The sequence below is a fragment of the Enterobacter sp. Tr-810 genome (genome assembly GCF_011752765.1).
In the GTDB taxonomy this organism is placed as follows: Bacteria; Pseudomonadota; Gammaproteobacteria; order Enterobacterales; family Enterobacteriaceae; genus Enterobacter; species Enterobacter soli.
The window spans coordinates 57,465-78,614 of the sequence record NZ_VWWW01000010.1; the positions used below are offsets into that span (position 1 = coordinate 57,465).

The window sequence follows — 21,150 nt, forward strand, 5'->3', positions numbered from 1 at the left end:
TCGGAGGTATTTAAACAATGAATAAAATCCTGTTAGTTGATGATGACCGAGAGCTCACATCCCTTTTAAAGGAGTTGCTCGACATGGAAGGTTTCAACGTTCTGGTTGCCCATGATGGCGAGCAGGCGCTGAGTCTCCTTGACGACAGCATCGATTTACTTTTGCTCGACGTCATGATGCCGAAGAAAAACGGCATTGATACGTTGAAAGAGCTTCGCCAGACACACCAGACCCCCGTCATTATGCTGACCGCACGCGGCAGCGAACTTGACCGTGTACTCGGCCTTGAGCTGGGTGCGGATGACTATTTACCGAAACCGTTCAACGACCGTGAACTGGTTGCCCGTATTCGCGCTATCCTGCGTCGTTCCCACTGGAGCGAACAGCAGCAGAATACTGACAACAGCTCGCCAACGCTGGAAGTGGATTCCCTCAGCCTGAACCCAGGCCGCCAGGAAGCCAGCTTCGACGGTCAGACGCTGGAACTGACCGGCACTGAGTTCACCCTGCTGTATCTGCTGGCGCAACATCTGGGCCAGGTGGTATCGCGTGAACATTTGAGCCAGGAAGTTCTGGGCAAGCGCCTGACGCCGTTTGACCGTGCTATCGATATGCATATCTCTAACCTGCGTCGTAAACTGCCGGAACGCAAAGATGGTCACCCATGGTTTAAAACCCTGCGTGGTCGTGGTTATCTGATGGTTTCCGCTTCATGATAGGTAGCTTAACCGCCCGCATCTTCGCCATCTTCTGGCTGACGCTGGCACTGGTTTTAATGCTCGTTTTGATGTTGCCAAAACTCGACTCACGCCAGATGACGGAGCTTCTCGACAGTGAGCAACGTCAGGGCGTGATGATCGAGCAGCATGTAGAAGCCGAGCTGGCAAACGATCCGCCGAACGATTTAATGTGGTGGCGCAGGCTGTTTCGCGCTATCGACAAATGGGCGCCACCGGGGCAACGCCTGTTGCTGGTCACCAGCGAAGGCCGCGTCATTGGGGCCGATCGCAATGAAATGCAGATTATCCGCAACTTCATTGGCCAGGCGGATAACGCCGATCACCCTCAGAAGAAAAAATATGGTCGGGTAGAAATGGTTGGCCCCTTCTCCGTGAGAGATGGGGAAGATAACTACCAGCTCTATCTGATTCGTCCTGCGAGCAATTCCCAGTCTGACTTTATCAACCTGCTGTTTGACCGTCCGCTGCTGCTGCTGATTGTCACGATGCTGGTAAGCTCACCGCTGTTGCTTTGGCTGGCGTGGAGCCTGGCAAAACCGGCGCGTAAGCTGAAAAATGCCGCCGACGAAGTGGCTCAGGGTAACCTGAGGCAGCACCCTGAGCTGGAATCCGGGCCGCAGGAGTTCCTGGCCGCAGGTGCCAGTTTTAACCAGATGGTGAGCGCGCTGGAGCGCATGATGACGGCGCAGCAACGGCTGCTCTCGGATATCTCGCACGAGCTGCGCACACCGCTCACGCGACTCCAGCTTGGCACCGCGCTGCTGCGTCGACGCAGCGGTGAAAGCAAAGAGCTGGAACGAATCGAAACGGAAGCGCATCGTCTGGACAGCATGATCAACGACCTGCTGGTAATGTCGCGTAATCAGCAGAAAAATGCGCTGGTCAGCGAAACGGTGAAAGCCAATCACCTGTGGCATGAGGTGTTAGACAATGCCGCATTCGAAGCAGAGCAGATGGGCAAATCCTTTACCGTCAACTTCCCGCCGGGGCCATGGCCGCTGTACGGTAACCCCAACACGCTGGAAAGCGCGCTGGAGAATATCGTACGTAACGCCCTGCGCTATTCGCATACGAAGATTGAGGTGGCGTTCTCGGTGGATAAAGACGGGATCACCGTCATTGTCGACGACGACGGTCCAGGCGTAAGCCCGGAAGATCGCGAGCAGATTTTCCGTCCGTTCTACCGTACCGACGAAGCGCGTGACCGTGAATCTGGCGGTACGGGGCTGGGTCTGGCAATTGTTGAAACCGCCATGCAACAGCACCGCGGTTGGGTGAAAGCCGATGACAGCCCGCTGGGTGGGTTGCGGTTAACGCTGTGGTTACCGCTGTATAAGCGTTCGTAGCAGTTTGTGCCGGGTGGCGGCTTCGCCTTACCCGGCCTACATTTCCTGCGGGGGAAGATTATTTCCCCCACAATCTCCGCGAATTATCCTCGATCTCACCGCTAATGCGGCGCTTCTGCATCGTTCTTGTCCAGCTGGTCGATAACCCCGCCGCCGACAGCAGGCGATGATATTGTTCATCGTCAAACGGCATATGCCAGGCAATCGCACAGGCGTCGTACACCGAGACATCACTCAGGCGTGACGCCAGCTCCAGCGGCGCGTCAGCAGAAACCTGCCCTGCCAGCACCACTCGGTACAGCCAGCCGGTTTTGCCCGCCGTTTGCAGCCGGGCCGACATATCGCTGATGCCGAAATGGTAATTCAGTTTGAAGCACGGCGAGCGCGGCTGCGTCACCTGAATCAGGGCGTCGCCCCAGCGGAAGATATCGCCGATAAAGACGTTGTTCTCGGTCAGCCCTTCGGTCGAGAGGTTCTCGCCAAACGCCGGTGCCACAAACAGATCTGCCTGTTCGGGGAACTCGGTAATCCAGTGCTGATAGTGCTCGCGCGGGTAGTGGCACAGCGCGCGCTCAGGCCCGCCGTGGATTTTCTTTTCGGCCTGCTCGTCACCCGCCAGCCCGAGGTCGGTTAGCGTCAGTTCTCCGTCAACCTGTACCTTGGCGATGGCGCTCGGACGGCTGCCATCGTAATCCCTTACCTTGCCTGTAAATACATTCACCGGGTAGTGCATCCTGGCTCCTTTATATGCCCTAAATAATTCGAGTTGCAGGAAGGCGGCAAGAGAGTGAATCCCCCAGGAGTTTACTCAAGTAAGTGACTAGGGTGAGCGAACGCAGCCAACGCACCTGCAACGTGAAGTATGACGGGTATACAGATACAAAAAAAGCGAGTCATCAGACTCGCTTCTCACAGGCGTCAATGCAACCTTATTTTTTAGCGGCGAAACGCGCTGCTGCTTCGTCCCAGTTAACCACATCCCAGAATGCTTTGATGTAGTCAGGGCGACGGTTCTGGAATTTCAGGTAGTAAGCGTGTTCCCACACGTCCAGGCCCACGATTGGGAAGCCGGATGCGCCAGAAATTGCTTCACCCATCAGAGGGGAGTCCTGGTTTGCGGTAGAGACAACGGCCAGTTTGTCGCCTTTCAGTACCAGCCACGCCCAGCCAGAGCCGAAACGGGTAGCAGCAGCTTTTTCAAACTCAGCTTTGAAGTTGTCTACAGAGCCGAAATCGCGCTCGATAGCGGCTTTCAGGTCGCCTTGCAGGGTAGTGCCGGTTTTCAGGCCTTTCCAGAACAGGCTGTGGTTAGCGTGACCACCTGCGTTGTTACGCAGAACGGTTTTCTTGTCAGCTGGCAGCTGGTCAAGTTTGGTGATCAGCTCTTCAGCAGACAGGTTTGCGAATTCTGGCAGGCTTTCCAGCGCTGCGTTCGCGTTGTTTACATAGGTCTGGTGATGTTTAGTGTGATGGATTTCCATCGTCTGCTTGTCGAAATGCGGTTCCAGTGCGTCGTAGGCATACGGCAGGGATGGCAGTGTATAACTCATAATCCTCTCCATTAGTGTCGGGCGGCACAGCTGTTAATGCCGCGTAAGCAGTTGGTTCATTATAGTTAATTAAATGATATTGAAAATGATTATCAATGCCGTAGTTTTTATAAGGTTATTCGCCTTTCGCAACAATCCCGAAATTGTGAGTCTGCTCACGCGGTTAACGCGTTCATTGCCATTTAAAACCAAATTGCGGCAACCTTCTGAAGGTTCCCAAACCGCCTAATTTTTACACTCATCAAGTCGGCGGGAAGCCTCCGACATATAAAAACGATGAGGATGTAAAAATGAATCATGCGATTACGATGGGTATTTTCTGGCATCTGATAGGCGCAGCCAGTGCAGCCTGTTTCTATGCCCCGTTTAAAAAGGTTAAACACTGGTCGTGGGAAACCATGTGGTCCGTTGGGGGTACCGTCTCCTGGCTTATCCTGCCCTGGACCATCAGCGCCATATTGTTGCCCGATTTCTGGGCTTACTACTCTTCTTTTAACGCCTCCACGCTGCTGCCGGTGTTTCTGTTCGGTGCGATGTGGGGTATCGGTAACATCAACTACGGCCTGACCATGCGCTATCTCGGTATGTCGATGGGCATTGGCATTGCCATCGGGATTACGTTGATTGTCGGTACGCTGATGACGCCGATCCTCAACGGCAACTTCGATGTGCTGATCCACACCCAGGGCGGGCAGATGACGCTGCTTGGCGTGCTGGTTGCGGTGATTGGCGTGGCTATCGTGACCCGCGCGGGCCAGCTCAAAGAGCGCAAAATGGGCATTAAGGCCGAAGACTTCAACCTGAAGAAAGGTCTGGTGCTGGCAGTGATGTGCGGCATTTTCTCCGCAGGCATGTCCTTTGCCATGAACGCGGCCAAACCGATGCATGAAGCTGCTGCCGCGCTGGGTGTAGACCCGCTGTACGTCGCGCTGCCAAGCTACGTGGTGATCATGGGCGGTGGCGCACTGGTAAACCTGGGCTTCTGCTTCATTCGTCTGGCAAAAGTGAAGAACTTGTCGGTAAAAGCAGACTTCTCGCTGGCAAAACCGTTGATCATCACCAACGTGCTGCTCTCTGCTCTCGGCGGCCTGATGTGGTATTTGCAGTTCTTCTTCTACGCCTGGGGCCACGCCAGTATTCCGGCGCAATATGACTACATGAGCTGGATGCTGCACATGAGCTTCTACGTGCTGTGCGGCGGGTTGGTTGGCTTGATCCTGAAGGAGTGGAATAATGCCGGGCGTCGTCCGGTGGGTGTACTGAGCCTGGGTTGCGTGGTGATTATTATCGCCGCCAACATCGTTGGCCTCGGCATGGCGAACTGATTACGCCGCCTTTCGACTGCGATGACGCCACTGAACCGGCGTCATCCCCACTTCACGGTTAAACACCACCGAAAAGTAGTTACTGTCCTCAAAGCCACAACGCATCGCCACTTCGCTGACCATCAGCTCCGTGTGTTGCAGCAGATACTGAGCATGGCAGATGCGCAGCTGGCGCAGATAGTGGTTCACCGTCATCCCGGTCTGAGTGCGAAACTGCTGGCGCAGCGCGCGCTCGCTGCACTGCTCCTGCTCGCAGAATTTCTCCAGCACAAAGCTCTTGTTCAGGCTGCCCGCCAGGGTAGTAATGAGCTTATCCAGCAGCGCTTCCTGTTCACTCGCAGAAGGGTTATCAGTGGCGTAGCGATAGCGTTTAAGCGTCATAACCAACTGGGCGAAAAGCAGTTCCGCCATCTGGTTGGCAAGCGGATCGGCCTTCTGACTCTCTTGTTCAAGCTGGGAAATCACCTGCCGCACCGGGTTCATACCGTTGCTGCTTAAACGCCAGTGGGGTGTGCTGTTGGCATCGTTAAACCCGGGAATATGCGCAGCCCAGTCGACGTTGAGTTTGAGTCTGTCGGGGCAGTAAATCACGTTCTGCAACACCAGATCGTTTACTGAAGCGTAGGAGTGTTTGTCTTCGGCGCGGATATAAAACAGGTCACCGCGCGTAATGCGGTAAGGCCGGTCGTTGAGAACGTGTAAGCCATTTCCCCGCCACACCAGCACCAGCTCGCAAAACTCATGCGTGTGTTCGGCAAAAACATTTTGCGGATAGCGATCGGCCACCGCGACAGACTGGCTGGCGGAGGCAAAAAAATCATTTTTGCGAAGGATTAACTGAGCAGCCACACCACAACCTCAACGGCGAATAACCTGACATTATTAGCCTTTTTGCGGCATAAAAACGGTGACTGCCCTCGCGTTACTGAAGTGATGCGTCCTTACCCTGGCGAATATCGCGCGGCGACCAGTTAAATTCCCGGCGAAAAAGGGTCGAAAAATGGTTACTGTCGCCGAAACCGCAGCGATACGCGATATCCGTAACGCTTTCGTCAGTGTGGCGCAGCAGGTGCCGTGCTTTGATCAGGCGCAGGCGGTTGAGGTAGCGCTGCGGCGTGAGTCCGGTGTGATGTTTGAGCTGACGATGCAGGGTGCGCAGCGATAACGAGAAATCATCTGCCAGCGTTTCCCAGCTAATATCCTCGGCAAAGTGATCTTCCAGCCAGGCCATCAGTTGATTCAGCCGCGCGTCGTTATTTTCCAGCCCTTCCACCAGGCTACTGCGGCGCAGGAGAACCAGTAACTGCATAAACAGCATCTCGCGGGTGGCGATAACATGCGTCTCATGCCCGTCTTCACTTTTTTCCATCTGATTAACCAGCTGGCGCACCTGTTGCAGCGTGGCCTGATTCACCCGCCAGTGCGAAGGATAGTGTCCGTCCTTCTCCTGTGGCAGCAGCTGGTTAAGCCCTGAAAGAAACTGGAACGCATCCGGTGAACGGTAAAGAACATTGGTCAGGCACAGGTTGTCCGTATGTTCATACAAGTGCCTGTCGTGGTCACGCACAAAGCACACTGTACCGCCGCTGATGGTGTACGGCTGGCCGTTAAACACGTGGATACCCGTGCCGTGTTCAACAATCACAATTTCATGGAAATCATGATAATGCTCCGGAAATGCAGCCTGTGGGAGCCGGGGTTCAATTGCAACAGGCGAACCGCCCGAAGGAAAAAAATCCACGCTGTGTAGTACGGTCATAGCAGCCCCCACCGATGAGAAATGTTCTCAAAATAGTAATTAAGGCGCTTCATACTCACCTTAAATTTTCGGCAGCAAACCTCGCAAAAGCTGTCCGTTTTTCAAGAAACAGATGGAAAGATCAGGAAATGCGGCAAGCGTCACATTGCCTGCAAAGCCCGCCATTACTGGAAACTGTGAACTCCCTCACGTTCATCTTTGCTTTCTTGCCAGCCCCGGTTTTCGCCTGTCAGTAACGAGAAGGTGACTTTTTCTTCCCTTTCTTACACTCATCCCCAATGACTTAAAGAGGGACCCGAACATGACATTTCGCCATTGTGTGGCAGTCGATTTAGGCGCATCCAGCGGCCGCGTAATGCTGGCCACATATGACTGTACCCAGCGCACACTTTCGCTTCGTGAAATGCACCGCTTTGTTAACTGCCTGCAAAAGCAGGATGGTTTTGATACCTGGGATATTGACGGCCTGGAAGCCGAGATCCGCATCGGGTTGACGAAAGTCTGCGATGACGGGATCCGTATCGATAGCATCGGCATTGATACCTGGGGCGTGGATTATGTGCTGCTTGGCAACAACGGCGAGCGTGTTGGCCTACCCGTTTCGTATCGCGACAGTCGTACCGATGGCGTAATGATGCAGGCCATCGAACAGCTCGGCATGGCGAATATCTATGGCCGCTCAGGCATTCAGTTCCTCCCTTTCAATACGCTCTACCAACTGCGCGCTCTGGTCAACACGCAGCCGGAGCTGGTAGCAAATGTCGCTCATGCTTTGATGATCCCGGATTACTTCAGCTACCGCCTGACCGGCAACATGAACTGGGAATACACCAACGCCACCACGACTCAGCTGGTCAACATCAATTCCGATAACTGGGACGAACACCTGCTGAACTGGACGGGCGCATCGGCATCCTGGTTCGGTACGCCAACCCATCCCGGTAATGTGATCGGTCAGTGGATATGCCCGCAGGGAAATGAAATCCCGGTGGTGGCCGTTGCGAGCCACGATACCGCCAGCGCGGTGATTGCCTCGCCACTCGCCAGTAAGGACGCTGCCTACCTCTCTTCCGGCACCTGGTCGCTGATGGGCTTTGAGAGCAAAACGCCGTACACCAGCACCGCCGCTCTGGCGGCAAACATCACCAATGAAGGCGGTGCGGAAGGCCGTTATCGGGTGCTGAAAAACATCATGGGTCTGTGGTTGCTTCAGCGCGTGCTGAAAGAGCAAAACATTACCGACCTGCCGCGCCTTATCGCCGATACCGGGGCGCTTCCCGCATGTCGTTTCCTGATTAACCCGAACGATGACCGTTTTATTAACCCGGCGCACATGAGCGCCGAGATCCAGGCCGCCTGCTTCGAGGCCGGACACGCCGTGCCATCCAGCCCCGCTGAGCTGGCGCGCTGCATATTCGACAGCCTGGCGCTGCTGTATGCCGACGTGCTGAACGAGCTGGAAGCCCTTCGCGGTAAGCCATTCAGCCAGTTACACATCGTGGGTGGTGGTTGCCAGAACCAGCTTCTGAACCAGCTTTGCGCCGATGCCTGCGGCATCACCGTGGTGGCAGGCCCTGTAGAAGCCTCCACGCTCGGCAATATCGGCATTCAGCTGATGACGCTGGATGAGCTTTCAAACGTTGATGATTTCCGCTCGGTGGTGACGGCGAACTACAGCCTGACCACCTTCACACCCAATCCCTGCAATGAAATTGCCCGCTACCGGGCCCAGTTTCAGCAAAAACGACTGACTAAGGAGCTTTGCGCATGACCACTCAACTTGAACAAGCCTGGGAACTGGCTAAACAGCGTTTCGCCGCCGTTGGCGTGGATGTCGAAGAGGCGCTGAGCCAGCTCGACCGTCTGCCAGTGTCCATGCACTGCTGGCAGGGCGATGACGTTGCTGGTTTCGAGAATCCAGGCGGTTCCCTGACGGGGGGCATTCAGGCGACCGGTAACTACCCGGGCAAAGCGCGTAACGCGACCGAACTGCGTGCCGACCTGGAGCTGGCGCTGAGCCTGATCCCGGGGCCAAAACGCCTGAACCTTCATGCGATTTACCTCGAATCAAGCGAGCCGGTTGCGCGTAACGAGATCAAACCAGAACACTTTAAGAACTGGGTTGAGTGGGCGAAAGCCAACAAACTGGGGCTGGACTTTAACCCGTCCTGTTTCTCTCACCCGCTGAGCGCCGATGGTTTTACCCTCGCCCATGCGGATGATGAAATTCGTCAGTTCTGGATCGACCACGTGAAGGCCAGCCGTCGCGTCTCTGCGTATTTTGGCGAACAGCTTGGCACGCCATCGGTGATGAACATCTGGATCCCGGACGGCATGAAAGATATCACCGTTGACCGTCTGGCTCCGCGTCAGCGCCTGCTGGCCGCACTGGATGAGGCTATCAGCGAAAAACTGAACCCGGCGCATCACATCGATGCCGTAGAGAGCAAGTTGTTCGGCATTGGCGCAGAAAGCTACACCGTGGGCTCTAACGAGTTCTACATGGGTTACGCCACCAGCCGCCAGACCGCGCTGTGCCTGGATGCCGGTCACTTCCATCCAACAGAGGTGATCTCCGACAAAATATCAGCCGCCATGCTCTACGTGCCGCGCCTGCTGCTGCACGTGAGCCGCCCGGTACGCTGGGACAGCGACCACGTCGTGCTGCTGGATGACGAAACACAGGCCATCGCCAGCGAAATCATTCGCCACGATCTGTTCGACCGCGTGCACATTGGTCTCGACTTCTTCGATGCTTCCATCAACCGCATCGCGGCATGGGTTATCGGCACCCGCAACATGAAGAAAGCGCTGCTGCGTGCGCTGCTGGAACCCACCGATGCGCTCAAACAGCTGGAAGCAAACGGCGACTACACCGCCCGTCTGGCCCTGCTGGAAGAACAGAAATCCCTGCCATGGCAGGCGGTCTGGGAAATGTATTGCCAGCGAAACGATGCTCCGGCAGGCAGCCAGTGGCTGGATAACGTGCGGGCGTATGAGAAAGAAATTTTAAGCAAACGTGGATGAGTTATCCCCGGTAAGAACCGACTGCACCAGGTAAATGCCCGGTGCAGTCGGCGTGAGATCTGTACCAATAAAAACATCGCGTCCCGCTGATTCAGACGGGACGAAAACCACCTGCAATCCCTACAACTAACTCAAGTCAGTGGAGTAAAAGCAATGAAAATAAAGACAAGCTTGATCCTCACCGTTGCCGCTCTGGCGTTGTCCGGTTCCGCTTTAGCAGAAGTTAAAATCGCCCTGGTGGCGAAATCACTAGGAAATGGATTCTTCGAGGCAGCGAACGTTGGCGCGCAGGAGGCAGCCAAAGAGTTAGGCGATGTAAAAGTCATTTATACCGGCCCAACCACGACCACCGCTGAAGCGCAGATCGAAGTGCTGAACGGGCTGATCGCCCAGGGCGTTGATGCGATCGCCATTTCCGCGAACGATCCGGATGCGCTGGTACCAGTACTGAAGAAAGCGATGCAGCGCGGGATCAAAGTCGTTTCCTGGGATTCCGGCGTGGCAAAAGCCGGGCGTCAAATCCACCTGAACCCGTCCAACAACGCCCTGATTGGCGAGACCAACGTCAAGCTCGCTGCCGATGCACTAAAAGCGCTGAACGTGGATAAAGGTGAAGTGGCCGTACTGAGCGCCACGCCAACCTCCACCAACCAGAACACCTGGATTGCAGAGATGAAAAAGGTGCTGCCACAGTACCCGTCCGTCAATCTGGTGACCGTGGCGTACGGTGACGATCTCTCTGACAAGAGCTACCGCGAAGCGGTCGGCCTGCTGAAAACCTACCCGGATCTGAAAGTAATTGTTTCGCCATCGTCTGTCGGCATTGTGGCCGCAGCGCAGGCGGTCAAAGACCAGGGCAAGATTGGCAAAGTGTACGTCACGGGTTTAGGGCTGCCGTCTGAAATGGCAGGCGCGGTGAAATCGGGCGCCAGCAAAAGCTTTGCCATCTGGAACCCCATCGACCTGGGCTACGCCGCAACCTATTTAGCGGATGACCTGGTGAAAGGAACAGCGACAAAAGACGAAGCCAGCATGGGGAAACTGGGCAAAGTGAAGCTGGATGCCGACGGTAACGGGGCGATGGCTGAGCCGTTCGTCTACGATGCCAGCAATATTGATAAGTTCTCGAAGATCTTTTGATCCTTTTCCCCCCTCACCCCAACCCCTCTCCCCAAAGGGGCGAGGGGCTCGATCGGTTCCCTCTCCCCTTCGGGGAGAGGGTTAGGGTGAGGGGTAATCTATGGAGAACTATCATGACCCCATTGCTACAGCTTTCCGGCATCACCAAGGTTTTCCCTGGTGTGCGTGCCCTTGAGAACGTCCAGCTTGAGCTCTGGCCCGGCAAAGTTACTGCCCTTATTGGTGAGAACGGTGCGGGCAAGTCGACGCTGGTCAAAGTGATGACCGGCATTTACCAGCCTGAAGAGGGCGAAATCCTCTATAAGGCAATCCCTATTCAGCTCCCGACGCCGGAATCGGCGCACAAGGTTGGGATCACCGCCATCCATCAGGAAACCGTCCTGTTCGATGAACTGTCGGTCACCGAAAACATTTTCGTCGGGCAATACCTCTACACAGGCTTTTTCAAAAAACTCGACTGGCCAGAGATGCACCGTCGGGCGCAGGCCATCCTCACCCGTCTGGAAGTCCCAATCGATCCACGCGCCACGCTGAAAACCCTGAGCATTGCCCAGCGTCATATGGTGGCGATAGCTCGCGCGCTGTCGTTTGAGGCGCAGGTGGTTATTCTCGACGAACCCACGGCGGCGCTATCGCAACACGAAATCCTCGAGTTTTACCAAATCGTTGAGCGCTTAAAGCAGGAAGGCAAAGCCATCCTGTTTATTTCGCACAAATTTGACGAGATCTTTGAGCTTGCCGATCACTACACCATTTTGCGCGACGGCGTCTTTGTGGGTGCCGGTGCGATGAGCGACATAACCGAAGAGCGGATGGTATCGATGATGGTCGGGCGCGCCATTACCCAGACCTTCCCGAAAGTCGACTGCGAAAAAGGCGCAACGGTGCTGGAGGTAAAAGATCTGTGTCACCCGACTGAGTTCGCCAATATCAGCTTCTCCCTACGGAAAGGGGAAATTCTTGGCTTCTATGGGCTGGTGGGCGCCGGTCGTACCGAACTGATGCAGGCGCTTTCCGGTGTCACGCGGCCGTCGTCGGGGGAGATTGTCCTGAACGGTCACGCCCAGCACTTCCGCCAGCCTGCCGATGCCATCAAAGCCGGTATCGTCTGCGTACCGGAAGAGCGTCAGAAGCAGGGTGCGATTATCGAATTGCCGATTGCGCAGAACATCAGTCTGCCGCAACTCAGCAAGCTCAATCCGAATGGTGTGCTGCACGATGACCGCGAATGGCAGCTGGCCGACGAGTACGCAAAGCGTTTACAGGTCAAAGCCTTTAGCTGGAAGCAGGCGGTTGAAACCCTCTCTGGCGGTAACCAACAAAAAGTGGTGATCGGCAAATGGCTGGCCACGCATCCTGACGTGATCATCCTCGATGAGCCAACAAAAGGCATTGATATCGGCTCAAAAGCGGCCGTTCATCAATTTATGTCCGAACTGGTTGGGCAGGGGCTGGCGGTGATTATGGTGTCGTCCGAGCTGCCGGAAGTGATGGGCATGGCAGACAGAATAATCGTCATGCACGAAGGGCTGATGGTGGCGGAATACCAGGCGGGCGACGCCACGGCGGAAACTATCGTCAGCGCCGCCAGCGGTGCAAAACAGGAGGCAGCGTAATGTTGAACTCACTCCTTAAACACCGTGAAGCCCTGCTGGGGGCGGTCATTATTCTGATGGTGATTGCCATTGGCAGCCGCGTGCCGTCGTTTATCGCGCCGGGAAACCTGGTGGAGATGTTTAACGACACCTCCATTCTGGTCATCCTCGCACTGGGGCAGATGATGGTGCTGCTGACCAAAGGCATTGATCTGTCGATGGCGGCGAACCTCGCATTGACCGGAATGATAGTCGCGCTGATTAACTTCCATTACCCGGACGTTCCCGTCTGGATACTGTTGATCCTCGCCACCGCGCTTGGCCTGCTGATGGGCGTCATCAACGGCCTGCTGGTGTGGAAGCTGGGCATTCCGGCGATTGTCGTGACGCTGGGCACCATGAGCATCTACCGCGGGATCATCTTTTTGCTCTCCGGCGGCGGTTGGGTCAACTCCAACCAGATGGGGGCAGATTTTCTCGGCCTGCCGCGCGCCTCGGTGCTGGGGTTACCGGTGCTGAGCTGGTGCGCCATCGCCGCGCTACTGCTGGTGGGGTATTTCCTGCGCTACAGCCGCACAGGACGGGCGCTCTACACGGCGGGCGGTAACGCCACAGCGGCCTACTACACCGGAATCAACGCCGGAAAGATGCAGTTTGTCAGCTTCTGCCTGTCGGGGCTGCTGGCCGGGTTCTGTGGCTATCTGTGGATTTCACGTTTCGCGGTGGCGTATGTCGATGTTGCCAACGGCTTTGAGTTACAGGTGGTGGCGGCGTGTGTTATTGGCGGGATCAGCACCATGGGCGGCACCGGGCGAGTGCTCGGCTGTCTGTTTGGCGCGCTGTTCCTCGGCGTCATCAACAACGCCCTGCCGGTGATTGGCGTCTCTCCATTCTGGCAAATGGCGATTTCCGGCACGGTTATCGTGATTGCGGTTCTGCTTAACGAGCGCGGCAATAAACGTAAAGGCCGCCTTATCCTGCGCGATGCCGCGCTGGCACGTCAGAAAATGGCGGTGAAATCATGAGCAAAATGATGACCTCTGAAGAGATCAAAAACGAGCCTGCTCCGGCGGGCCTTTTCCAGCGCCTGCTGTGCTGGGAAGGTTTTCTGCTGGCGGTCACGCTGGCGGTGTTTGTGGTGAATGCCCTCGCCTCGCCCTATTTCCTCAACATCTGGAACCTCTCGGATGCGACATTCAACTTCACCGAAAAAGCGATCATCGTGCTGCCAATGGCGATGCTGATTATCGCCCGGGAAATTGATCTGTCGGTGGCCTCCACCATCGCCCTCAGCTCCACGGTAATGGGCTTTTGCGCGGCAGCGGGCGTGGATACGCCACTGCTGGTGTGCGTGGGGTTAGGTGTGGGGCTGCTGTGCGGGTTATTCAACGGCATCCTGGTGACGCGCTTTAACCTGTCGTCCATCGTCATCACCATCGGCACCATGAGCCTTTATCGCGGGATCACTTACATCCTGCTCGGCGATCAGGCGCTGAACAGCTACCCGGACAGCTTCGCCTGGTTGGGGCAAGGCTACGTCTTTGGCGCGCTGTCCTTTGAGTTTGCCCTGTTCATCGTGCTCGCGGCGGTGTTTGCCTTTGTGCTGCACCGTACTAACTTTGGCCGTCGCACTTATGCCATCGGCAATAACCCCACCGGCGCGTGGTATTCGGGCATTAACGTCAAACGCCATAACCTGATCCTGTTTGCACTGGTGGGACTGATGTCCGGTCTGGCATCGGTGCTGCTCACCTCGCGTCTGGGTAGTACCCGCCCAACGATTGCGATGGGCTGGGAGCTGGCAGTGGTGACGATGGCGGTGCTCGGTGGGGTCAATATTCTGGGTGGGTCCGGCAGCATGGTGGGCGTGATTATCGCCGCCTTCCTGATGGGTCTGGTGACCTTTGGCCTGAGCCTGCTTAACGTGCCCGGCATCGTGATGTCGGTGATTATCGGCGCGATGCTGATCGTGGTGATTTCACTGCCCATTATTACGCGCCGGATGATGCAACGAAGACGGATTTGAGTTTCGCAATATCAATATTAAGGAGAATTATCATGAGCTTTATGTTGGCACTTCCAAAAATCAGCCTGCACGGTGCGGGCGCAATCGGCGATATGGTTAATCTGGTGGCAAACAAACAGTGGGGTAAAGCACTGGTTGTCACCGACGGCCAGCTGGTGAAACTCGGCTTGCTGGATAGCCTGTTCTCCGCGCTGGACGCCCATCAGATGTCATATCATCTGTTTGACGAGGTGTTCCCGAACCCGACGGAAGCCCTGGTGCAAAAAGGATTTGCCGCTTACCAGGACGCAGAGTGTGATTACGTGATCGCTTTTGGCGGCGGTAGCCCGATTGATACCGCCAAAGCGATCAAGATCCTCACGGCTAACCCTGGCCCGTCAACCGCGTATTCTGGCGTGGGCAAGGTGAAAAACGCGGGCGTGCCGCTGGTGGCGATTAATACCACCGCCGGTACGGCGGCAGAGATGACCAGTAACGCGGTCATCATCGATTCCGCGCGCCAGGTGAAAGAGGTGATCATCGACCCGAACATCATCCCGGATATCGCCGTGGACGATGCCAGCGTAATGCTCGATATTCCTGCATCCGTCACCGCCGCTACCGGCATGGACGCATTAACCCACGCCATTGAAGCCTATGTCTCCGTTGGTGCTCACCCACTGACAGATGCCAATGCGCTGGAAGCCATTCGCCTGATCAACCTGTGGCTGCCAAAAGCGGTCGATGATGGTCATAACCTGGAAGCGCGCGAGCAAATGGCATTTGGTCAGTATCTGGCGGGCATGGCGTTTAACAGCGCCGGTCTGGGTCTGGTTCACGCCCTGGCACATCAGCCGGGGGCAACGCACAACCTGCCACACGGTGTGTGCAACGCCATCCTGCTGCCGATCATCGAAAACTTTAACCGCCCTAACGCTGTCGCACGCTTTGCCCGCGTGGCGCAGGCGATGGGTGTCGACACGCGCGGCATGAGCGATGAAGCGGCCAGCATGTCGGCCATCCAGGCGATCCGCGACCTGAGCACCCGGGTTGGCATTCCGTCTGGTTTTAGCCAGCTTGGCGTGACCAAAGCGGATATCGAAGGCTGGCTGGATAAAGCCCTCGCCGACCCGTGTGCGCCATGCAATCCACGCACTGCCAGCCGCGATGAAGTCCGCGAGCTGTATCTGGAGGCATTATGATCCGTAAAGCCTTTGTGATGCAGGTTAACCCCGACGCGCACGAAGAGTATCAGCGTCGCCATAACCCCATCTGGCCTGAGCTGGAAGCCACGCTGAAAAGCCACGGTGCGCACCACTACGCCATTTATCTCGACAAGGCTCGCAATCTGCTGTTTGCGACCGTAGAGATTGAATCGGAAGAGCGCTGGAACGCGGTGGCGAACACCGACGTTTGCCAGCGCTGGTGGAAACATATGCGAGACGTGATGCCGTCGAACCCGGACAACAGCCCGGTGAGCGCGGAATTAAAAGAGGTGTTTTACCTGGACTAATACGTTAACGCTGCCGCATTCGCGGCAGCGTTTTTGCCTAGTTTGCCTCCACCGTATTACTGCGCGCGGCAATCTCCTGCCTGCTGCTCAGCGTAAACGCCGACACCACCGTAATCGCCAGCACAAAGCAGCCCAGCATCAGGTAAGTATCCTGGAAGCCGATCCGGTCATACATATTCCCGGCAAAGGCGGAGAGGAAAATGGCCGCCGACTGTTTCGCAAACTGGAAGCCAATCAGGTAGATAGTGGCAGACAGGCGGGTATCGAACACCCCGGTGATGTACTTGAATGCGCCCACCAGCAGGAATGGCACCTCCAGTGCGTGCAGCATCTTCAGGGCAATCACTTCCACGGCGGTGGTGGCAAATGACGAACCAATAATGCGCGTCGCCATAATCAGCCCGGCAATCAGCAGCGTATTTTTCGCGCCAATGCGGTTAATGATCCACGGCGAACAGAACATGATGATGGCATTACAAATTTCACCTGCCGTGGTGGCAAAACCGAATGCACGCGTCCCTTCCTGCGGTGTGGCAAAGAAGGTTTTGAAGAAGGTGGCGAACTGCTGGTCGAACACGTCATACACGCAGGCCACGCCAATCACATACAGAATGAACATCCACATTCTGCGCTGGCGGAACAGATTGAAGACGGTTTTCGCCGTGATTTGCGGCTGATTGGCACCCAGAGCATTCATCACCTGGGCGGTTTGATTCGGTTTCGGTTTGGCGACCACCAGCAACAACATAAGCAACAGCGCCGCTGCCGACCCCATCCAGAAAACATACGATGGGTCGATGCCAAACAAGATCCCGCCCGTCGAGGCACACAGCCCCCAACCGAGACAGCCGAACATGCGTGCCTTACCGTATTCAAAGAAGCTGTTGCGGCTCACGCGTTCAATGTAAGCCTCAATCGCCCCTGATCCCGCCGAGAAGACGAACCCGATGTACAACCCGCCGCTCAATGCCCCCAGCCAGATATTCGCTTTCAGCAGTGGCGCAAAGACGAACAGAAAGAAGGGTGCGAATAAAAACAGCAGCACCGCGATAATCCACAGCAGATGTTTTTTCAGCCCCAGCTTATCTGAGATAACCCCCAGCACTGGCTGAAATGCGATAGCCGAAAGCGAAATGCAGGAGAACACAATCCCGGTATGGGTTTTGTTCAGGCCGATGATGTCCGACAGCCAGATCGGCAGGAACGGAAAGCAGGTGGCCATGATGAAGAAGTAGAGAAAGAAGAACAGCCCGAAGATCCAGAAGTTAGGGTTGTCTTTGTGGGTACAGGTTGTTGTGTTCATTATTTTTATCCTCAACGGAGGGCCGGTTACCCGGCCCATCACCCTTATACGCGTTCTACGCCAATCAGAATGGCGGTTTCCGGGTCCAGGATCGGCAGCGCGATCCCCGCCTGCATCAGCCACTCACCGCTCACCGTTTGTGGTGTTTCCATCCATGCCGGCAACTTGCGCATGGTGTGCCCACCCTTGCCTGTGATTTGAATGTTTGGGTGATCGAGCAGAGTGATGCGATATTGCGCGCTGGCCTCCAGCCCCGGCATTCGCAGCGGCATCATCAGGGTGTAATCCGGCATTGCCAACTGGCTGACAATAAACAGCCCCTGCGTTTTGTCTTCGCTCACTATACCCTGCGCCAGGGTGCTGCTGTCCGGCATATCCACCCGCCACTGGGTACCGTGATGGATCACCTCGCGCCACTGCTTATGCAGCGCCGCGTAATGGCGATACCCTTCGCGCTCCTGTTCATCGACGGTGAGCGGATCCAACTCCAGCCCCATATGGCCAAACAACGCTGTCAGGCCACGGAATGCGATGCTGTGCTGGCGGAAGGTGGCATGGCATTTATGATGACCGATATGCGCGCCCATCACCTCCGGCGGGAAGAAATAGCTCATGCCGCGCTGAATGGTGTTGCGCTCCAGCGCGTCGTTATTATCAGAAGCCCAGAAACGGTGGCTGCGGGTCAACACCTCATAGTCGATGCGTCCGCCGCCTGAAGAACAGGATTCAAATTCAATATGCGGGAAGCGCTCACCCAGTACATCCAACAGACGATAGAACTGGCGTGTTTGTGCATCGGCAGCCGCTTTACCCTTGTGCCCCGGCTGCACCAGCTCGCGGTTCATATCCCATTTCACGTAGTCGACCGCATGTTCACCCAGCAGCCAGCTCATACGTTCTACCAGATAATCAAAAGCTTCAGGGATGTTCAGATTAAGCACGAGTTGATGGCGCCCCGTCGCTTGCGTGTAACCCGGTAGCGCCAGCACCCAGTCCGGATGCGCACGGTAAAGATCAGAATCAGGGTTAATCATCTCCGGCTCAACCCAGATACCAAATTCCATGCCGAGACTTTTCACATGGTTAATCACCGGTGCCAGCCCTTTCGGGTATTTCTTCTCGTCCAGATACCAGTCACCCAGCGCGGCATGGTCGTCGTTACGGCCTTTGAACCAGCCGTCGTCGATGATAAAGCGCTCAACGCCTAGCGCGGCCGCTTCATCAGCCATCCGCATGATGTAGTCCGGGTCGTGGTTGAAGTAGATCCCCTCCCAGGTGTTGAGATGCACCGGACGCGGTTTGTTTTCCGGGAAGTGGATAATGTTGTCACGCAGGTAGCGATGAAACTGCTGGCTCATGCCGTTCAGCCCCTGCGCGGAGTAACTCGCAAACAGGCGTGGCGTCCAGAGTGTTTCCCCTTCGTTAATCGTCATTTCCCCTGGCAGATAGAGCGCTTCGGCCTGGAGATAACGGCGTCCGTCCGTTTTGGCTTCGGCACGCAGACGGTGGTTACCGCTCCAGCCCAGATGTACGCCCCAGACGTCACCCTGCATTTCACTGAAAGACGAGGTGCCTGAGATCAGCGCCGGGAAATGCTCATGGGATGTTTTTCCGCGACGGTTTTCTATCACAAAACTGTTGTGCTCAAGCGTTACGCGGTGTGGCTGAAATTCGTGGATCCAACGCCCGTGGAAAGCCATGACCTCCTGCGCACGCTCGGCCACCGGCAGCGTCACGGCGAAGCGATCCACCTGCCAGGGCTGCGCTTTCAGGTTAGTCAAACCATGACGCACCACCAGTACGCCACTGGCATCCAGCGCCAGCTCACTGGTCAGACGCAGGCCTGCGTGCGCATCTTCTGCGGTCACCGTCAGGGTTTGCCCCTGTAGTTGCACATCAGAGGTCTTGAATACCGGGGAGCCGTCCAGCCCCTGCCGATGCCCCTCGATCCCGGGCGACCCAAATAAACCGTGGCCCAGCTCCGCCATCAGCGTGACCGGGGAATCCACATCCAGCCTGCCGTTGGCCACCGGGCGCGCGAGACTTGCGACATCCTGTGGTGAAAAGTGGCCAAGATGCGGCCCCCAGTAGAGAATTTCGGCGAACGGGTGGGTTTTGATCACCACGTCAACCGTCTTGCTTTCGAGCCGTAAAATGAAATCTTGCATCAGACATCTCCTGTCATCGGGATGTCCTGAGTGTTAATCCGAAACGTTTCGGATGAGAACCAAAACGTTTCGGATTTGTGATCGGGTTTGGAAATTTGCTGTATTTAGGCCGTCTGACCTGGGGAGAATTCCGGCTGCCAGAGCACCTGAAGCTGAGCGATATCGTCGCCGTTAATCAGCTGGCGCACCATACCGGCAATCTGTATACCCACGCCCTGACGCGTAGACTGAATGACCGAGGCCACATCCGTTTCAACGATGCTGTCCTGCGGCAAACCGTCGTAGACCACCAGCGACACTGCGTTTTCGCCTGTTAAGCGGCCACGCTGTGCCAGTGCCATAGCCGCGCCGTCGCCGTGGGTGTTGCAGTCGGTAATGATGGCTGTAGGCGGTTGTGGCAAAGAGAGGAGTTCATTCGTGGTGGCATAACCCACGCGGCGCGATGGCGGCATGGCACGTAGCCATTCGCTGGAAAGGCCTGCTTCCCGCAAGGCGTCCAGGAAGCCCTTCCGACGCTGCGTAATAAAAGCCTGATTGTTGCTCTCGCCCAAAAACGCAATCCGCTGATGGCCCTTTTCGATAAGCCAGCGTGTCGCCTGATACGTACCGGCATAATTGTCGAAGTCAAACCATGCATACGGCTGCGGCAACTGGCTACGCCCAAGCGCCAGGAAGGGGAACCCGGCGGCCTGGAGCTGCTCCAGACGCGGGTCATGATCCAGCGTGTGCGCCACAATCAGCGCGTCCACGCGGCGGCTTTGCACCATGCGCATGTAGCTGTGCTTATCGGCCAGGTCGTCATCGGCAATCAGCAGGAGATCGATTTCATGTCGCGCAAGTTCATGGCTAATCTCGCCGACCATGTCCATAAATACGCTGTTATTGAGCGGAACAGGATGAACCGGAAACACCAGGCCGACGGCATCGATTTTACCCATCTTCAGACGTCGGGCGAAGGTGTTAGGCCGGTAACCCCGGCGCTGGGCCTCCGCTTCAACGCGGGTGCGCGTCTCACTGGAGACGTCGTCATATCCGTTCAGGGCGCGGCTGACGGTGGTAACAGACAGCCCCAGTTCTTTGGCAATGGCTTTAAGCGACATGATTTTCCGTAACTTCGTTAGTTTTGTTCCGCAACCAGCAGCGCATGGGTATCCGGCTCCAGCGCCTTAAATATGTGCGGCAAATCGGCGGGATAACAAATGTAATCCCCCGGCCCCAGCTCCTCTGGCGCATCCGTCAGGCCAACCAGCGCCCGGCCTTGCGTCACAATAATATGCTCAACTGAACCCGGCGGATGCGGCTGGGAAATACGGTCTGCCCCCGGCTGCGTCAGCAGTAAATAGACATCCCGACGAGCGCCCGGCGGGCACGCGGCCAGCAAAATCGCCTGATAGTTTGCCTGTTCAGCAATCACTTTGGTGCCTTCGCCACGGCGGATGACCTGCGTGGTAGGTTGTTGCGGCTCCAGCAAGCGGGCAAACGGAATGCCCAGGGCAACACACAACGACCAGAGCGTCTCCAGGCTTGGGTTACCGTTACCGGATTCCAGCTGCGAAAGCGTGGACTTGGCGATCCCGGCACGGCGGGCAATTTCCGCCAGTGAAAGCCCGGTTCGCAGGCGTTCTCGCACCAGACTTTTGGCGATCACGCTAATTGGCTGCGTCATAAAACGGCCTCTG

19 protein-coding genes are annotated in these 21,150 nt (G+C 56.3%); 11 read left to right on the forward strand and 8 right to left on the reverse strand.

The annotated features are described in order from the left end of the window. Nucleotides 1-17 precede the first annotated feature (17 nt). Together cpxR and cpxA are read left to right on the forward strand one after the other, a co-directional pair. Nucleotides 18-716 (forward strand): envelope stress response regulator transcription factor CpxR, encoded by a 699-nt coding sequence (cpxR, locus tag F3J30_RS21400; RefSeq protein ID WP_006179159.1) that lies wholly within the window; start codon nt 18-20, stop codon nt 714-716. Beyond that, nucleotides 713-2,086 carry an envelope stress sensor histidine kinase CpxA gene (gene cpxA, locus F3J30_RS21405; protein WP_014072363.1) on the forward strand — a complete coding sequence of 458 codons (1,374 nt, stop codon included), beginning with the start codon at nt 713-715 and terminating at the stop codon, nt 2,084-2,086. Before cpxR ends, cpxA begins: the two co-directional genes overlap by 4 nt. 58 nt (nt 2,087-2,144) lie before the next feature. Here the strand turns inward: cpxA and yiiM are convergent, their stop codons facing one another. Together yiiM and sodA are read right to left on the reverse strand one after the other, a co-directional pair. After that, nucleotides 2,145-2,819: a 6-hydroxyaminopurine reductase gene (gene yiiM, locus F3J30_RS21410; protein ID WP_166718509.1), complete on the reverse strand. Its 675-nt coding sequence runs from the start codon at nt 2,817-2,819 to the stop codon at nt 2,145-2,147. A gap of 196 nt (nt 2,820-3,015) precedes the next feature. Beyond that, on the reverse strand, nt 3,016-3,636 hold the full coding sequence (gene sodA, locus F3J30_RS21415) for a superoxide dismutase [Mn] (RefSeq protein ID WP_010436906.1): 621 nt from the start codon (nt 3,634-3,636) through the stop codon (nt 3,016-3,018). Between the two features lie 290 nt (nt 3,637-3,926). Here sodA and rhaT point away from each other — a divergent pair, with 290 nt between their 5' ends. Then, nucleotides 3,927-4,961 carry an L-rhamnose/proton symporter RhaT gene (rhaT, locus tag F3J30_RS21420; protein WP_014072365.1) on the forward strand — a complete coding sequence of 345 codons (1,035 nt, stop codon included), beginning with the start codon at nt 3,927-3,929 and terminating at the stop codon, nt 4,959-4,961. On the opposite strand, the gene rhaR is transcribed toward rhaT, so the two are convergent. Both rhaR and rhaS (F3J30_RS21430) read right to left on the reverse strand, forming a co-directional pair. Then, entirely contained in the window at nt 4,962-5,810 is an 849-nt protein-coding gene (gene rhaR, locus F3J30_RS21425; protein WP_166718510.1) for an HTH-type transcriptional activator RhaR, read from the reverse strand. Between the two features lie 73 nt (nt 5,811-5,883). Next, on the reverse strand, nt 5,884-6,720 hold the full coding sequence (gene rhaS, locus F3J30_RS21430; protein WP_166718511.1) for an HTH-type transcriptional activator RhaS: 837 nt from the start codon (nt 6,718-6,720) through the stop codon (nt 5,884-5,886). Nucleotides 6,721-7,021: 301 nt separating this feature from the next. On the opposite strand from rhaS (F3J30_RS21430), the gene rhaB reads away from it, so the two are divergent. From rhaB to rhaM, 8 genes are all read left to right on the forward strand, one after another. Beyond that, nucleotides 7,022-8,491 carry a rhamnulokinase gene (rhaB, locus tag F3J30_RS21435; protein WP_166718512.1) on the forward strand — a complete coding sequence of 490 codons (1,470 nt, stop codon included), beginning with the start codon at nt 7,022-7,024 and terminating at the stop codon, nt 8,489-8,491. Further along, nucleotides 8,488-9,747 carry an L-rhamnose isomerase gene (gene rhaA / locus F3J30_RS21440; RefSeq protein ID WP_166718513.1) on the forward strand — a complete coding sequence of 420 codons (1,260 nt, stop codon included), beginning with the start codon at nt 8,488-8,490 and terminating at the stop codon, nt 9,745-9,747. Before rhaB ends, rhaA begins: the two co-directional genes overlap by 4 nt. A 153-nt stretch (nt 9,748-9,900) precedes the next feature. Beyond that, nucleotides 9,901-10,887 carry a rhamnose ABC transporter substrate-binding protein gene (gene rhaS / locus F3J30_RS21445; RefSeq protein ID WP_166718514.1) on the forward strand — a complete coding sequence of 329 codons (987 nt, stop codon included), beginning with the start codon at nt 9,901-9,903 and terminating at the stop codon, nt 10,885-10,887. 113 nt (nt 10,888-11,000) lie between these two features. Then, nucleotides 11,001-12,503, forward strand: a complete 1,503-nt coding sequence (locus tag F3J30_RS21450; protein WP_166718515.1) for a sugar ABC transporter ATP-binding protein — start codon at nt 11,001-11,003, stop codon at nt 12,501-12,503. Continuing rightward, nucleotides 12,503-13,507 carry an ABC transporter permease gene (locus tag F3J30_RS21455; protein WP_166718516.1) on the forward strand — a complete coding sequence of 335 codons (1,005 nt, stop codon included), beginning with the start codon at nt 12,503-12,505 and terminating at the stop codon, nt 13,505-13,507. Before F3J30_RS21450 ends, F3J30_RS21455 begins: the two co-directional genes overlap by 1 nt. Continuing rightward, nucleotides 13,504-14,508 (forward strand): ABC transporter permease, encoded by a 1,005-nt coding sequence (locus F3J30_RS21460; RefSeq protein WP_166718517.1) that lies wholly within the window; start codon nt 13,504-13,506, stop codon nt 14,506-14,508. Before F3J30_RS21455 ends, F3J30_RS21460 begins: the two co-directional genes overlap by 4 nt. 32 nt (nt 14,509-14,540) lie before the next feature. Further along, entirely contained in the window at nt 14,541-15,689 is a 1,149-nt protein-coding gene (fucO, locus tag F3J30_RS21465) for a lactaldehyde reductase (RefSeq protein WP_166718518.1), read from the forward strand. After that, nucleotides 15,686-16,000, forward strand: a complete 315-nt coding sequence (gene rhaM / locus F3J30_RS21470) for an L-rhamnose mutarotase (protein ID WP_166718519.1) — start codon at nt 15,686-15,688, stop codon at nt 15,998-16,000. The genes fucO and rhaM overlap by 4 nt, the downstream gene beginning before the upstream one ends. Before the next feature lie 37 nt (nt 16,001-16,037). On the opposite strand, the gene F3J30_RS21475 is transcribed toward rhaM, so the two are convergent. The 4 genes from F3J30_RS21475 to F3J30_RS21490 form a co-directional block, all read right to left on the reverse strand. Continuing rightward, complete coding sequence (locus F3J30_RS21475; protein WP_166718520.1) at nt 16,038-17,303, reverse strand: MFS transporter; 1,266 nt, start codon at nt 17,301-17,303, stop codon at nt 16,038-16,040. Nucleotides 17,304-17,347: 44 nt separating this feature from the next. Further along, nucleotides 17,348-19,471: an alpha-galactosidase gene (locus tag F3J30_RS21480; protein ID WP_166718521.1), complete on the reverse strand. Its 2,124-nt coding sequence runs from the start codon at nt 19,469-19,471 to the stop codon at nt 17,348-17,350. A 104-nt stretch (nt 19,472-19,575) separates the two neighbouring features. Further along, nucleotides 19,576-20,571: a LacI family DNA-binding transcriptional regulator gene (locus F3J30_RS21485; protein ID WP_166718522.1), complete on the reverse strand. Its 996-nt coding sequence runs from the start codon at nt 20,569-20,571 to the stop codon at nt 19,576-19,578. Nucleotides 20,572-20,588: 17 nt separating this feature from the next. Then, nucleotides 20,589-21,137 carry an XRE family transcriptional regulator gene (locus F3J30_RS21490; RefSeq protein ID WP_014072379.1) on the reverse strand — a complete coding sequence of 183 codons (549 nt, stop codon included), beginning with the start codon at nt 21,135-21,137 and terminating at the stop codon, nt 20,589-20,591. Nucleotides 21,138-21,150 lie beyond the last annotated feature (13 nt).

Excerpts from the sequence above, each read along its gene's own strand:
- cpxR (WP_006179159.1), top strand. The coding sequence starts at position 18 with ATGAATAAAATCCTGTTAGTTGATGATGACCGAGAGCTCACATCCCTT.
- cpxA (WP_014072363.1), top strand. The coding sequence starts at position 713 with ATGATAGGTAGCTTAACCGCCCGCATCTTCGCCATCTTCTGGCTGACG.
- yiiM (WP_166718509.1), bottom strand. The coding sequence starts at position 2,819 with ATGCACTACCCGGTGAATGTATTTACAGGCAAGGTAAGGGATTACGAT.
- sodA (WP_010436906.1), bottom strand. The coding sequence starts at position 3,636 with ATGAGTTATACACTGCCATCCCTGCCGTATGCCTACGACGCACTGGAA.
- rhaT (WP_014072365.1), top strand. The coding sequence starts at position 3,927 with ATGAATCATGCGATTACGATGGGTATTTTCTGGCATCTGATAGGCGCA.
- rhaS (WP_166718511.1), bottom strand. The coding sequence starts at position 6,720 with ATGACCGTACTACACAGCGTGGATTTTTTTCCTTCGGGCGGTTCGCCT.
- rhaB (WP_166718512.1), top strand. The coding sequence starts at position 7,022 with ATGACATTTCGCCATTGTGTGGCAGTCGATTTAGGCGCATCCAGCGGC.
- rhaA (WP_166718513.1), top strand. The coding sequence starts at position 8,488 with ATGACCACTCAACTTGAACAAGCCTGGGAACTGGCTAAACAGCGTTTC.
- rhaS (WP_166718514.1), top strand. The coding sequence starts at position 9,901 with ATGAAAATAAAGACAAGCTTGATCCTCACCGTTGCCGCTCTGGCGTTG.
- F3J30_RS21450 (WP_166718515.1), top strand. The coding sequence starts at position 11,001 with ATGACCCCATTGCTACAGCTTTCCGGCATCACCAAGGTTTTCCCTGGT.
- F3J30_RS21455 (WP_166718516.1), top strand. The coding sequence starts at position 12,503 with ATGTTGAACTCACTCCTTAAACACCGTGAAGCCCTGCTGGGGGCGGTC.
- F3J30_RS21460 (WP_166718517.1), top strand. The coding sequence starts at position 13,504 with ATGAGCAAAATGATGACCTCTGAAGAGATCAAAAACGAGCCTGCTCCG.
- fucO (WP_166718518.1), top strand. The coding sequence starts at position 14,541 with ATGAGCTTTATGTTGGCACTTCCAAAAATCAGCCTGCACGGTGCGGGC.
- rhaM (WP_166718519.1), top strand. The coding sequence starts at position 15,686 with ATGATCCGTAAAGCCTTTGTGATGCAGGTTAACCCCGACGCGCACGAA.
- F3J30_RS21475 (WP_166718520.1), bottom strand. The coding sequence starts at position 17,303 with ATGAACACAACAACCTGTACCCACAAAGACAACCCTAACTTCTGGATC.
- F3J30_RS21480 (WP_166718521.1), bottom strand. The coding sequence starts at position 19,471 with ATGCAAGATTTCATTTTACGGCTCGAAAGCAAGACGGTTGACGTGGTG.
- F3J30_RS21485 (WP_166718522.1), bottom strand. The coding sequence starts at position 20,571 with ATGTCGCTTAAAGCCATTGCCAAAGAACTGGGGCTGTCTGTTACCACC.
- F3J30_RS21490 (WP_014072379.1), bottom strand. The coding sequence starts at position 21,137 with ATGACGCAGCCAATTAGCGTGATCGCCAAAAGTCTGGTGCGAGAACGC.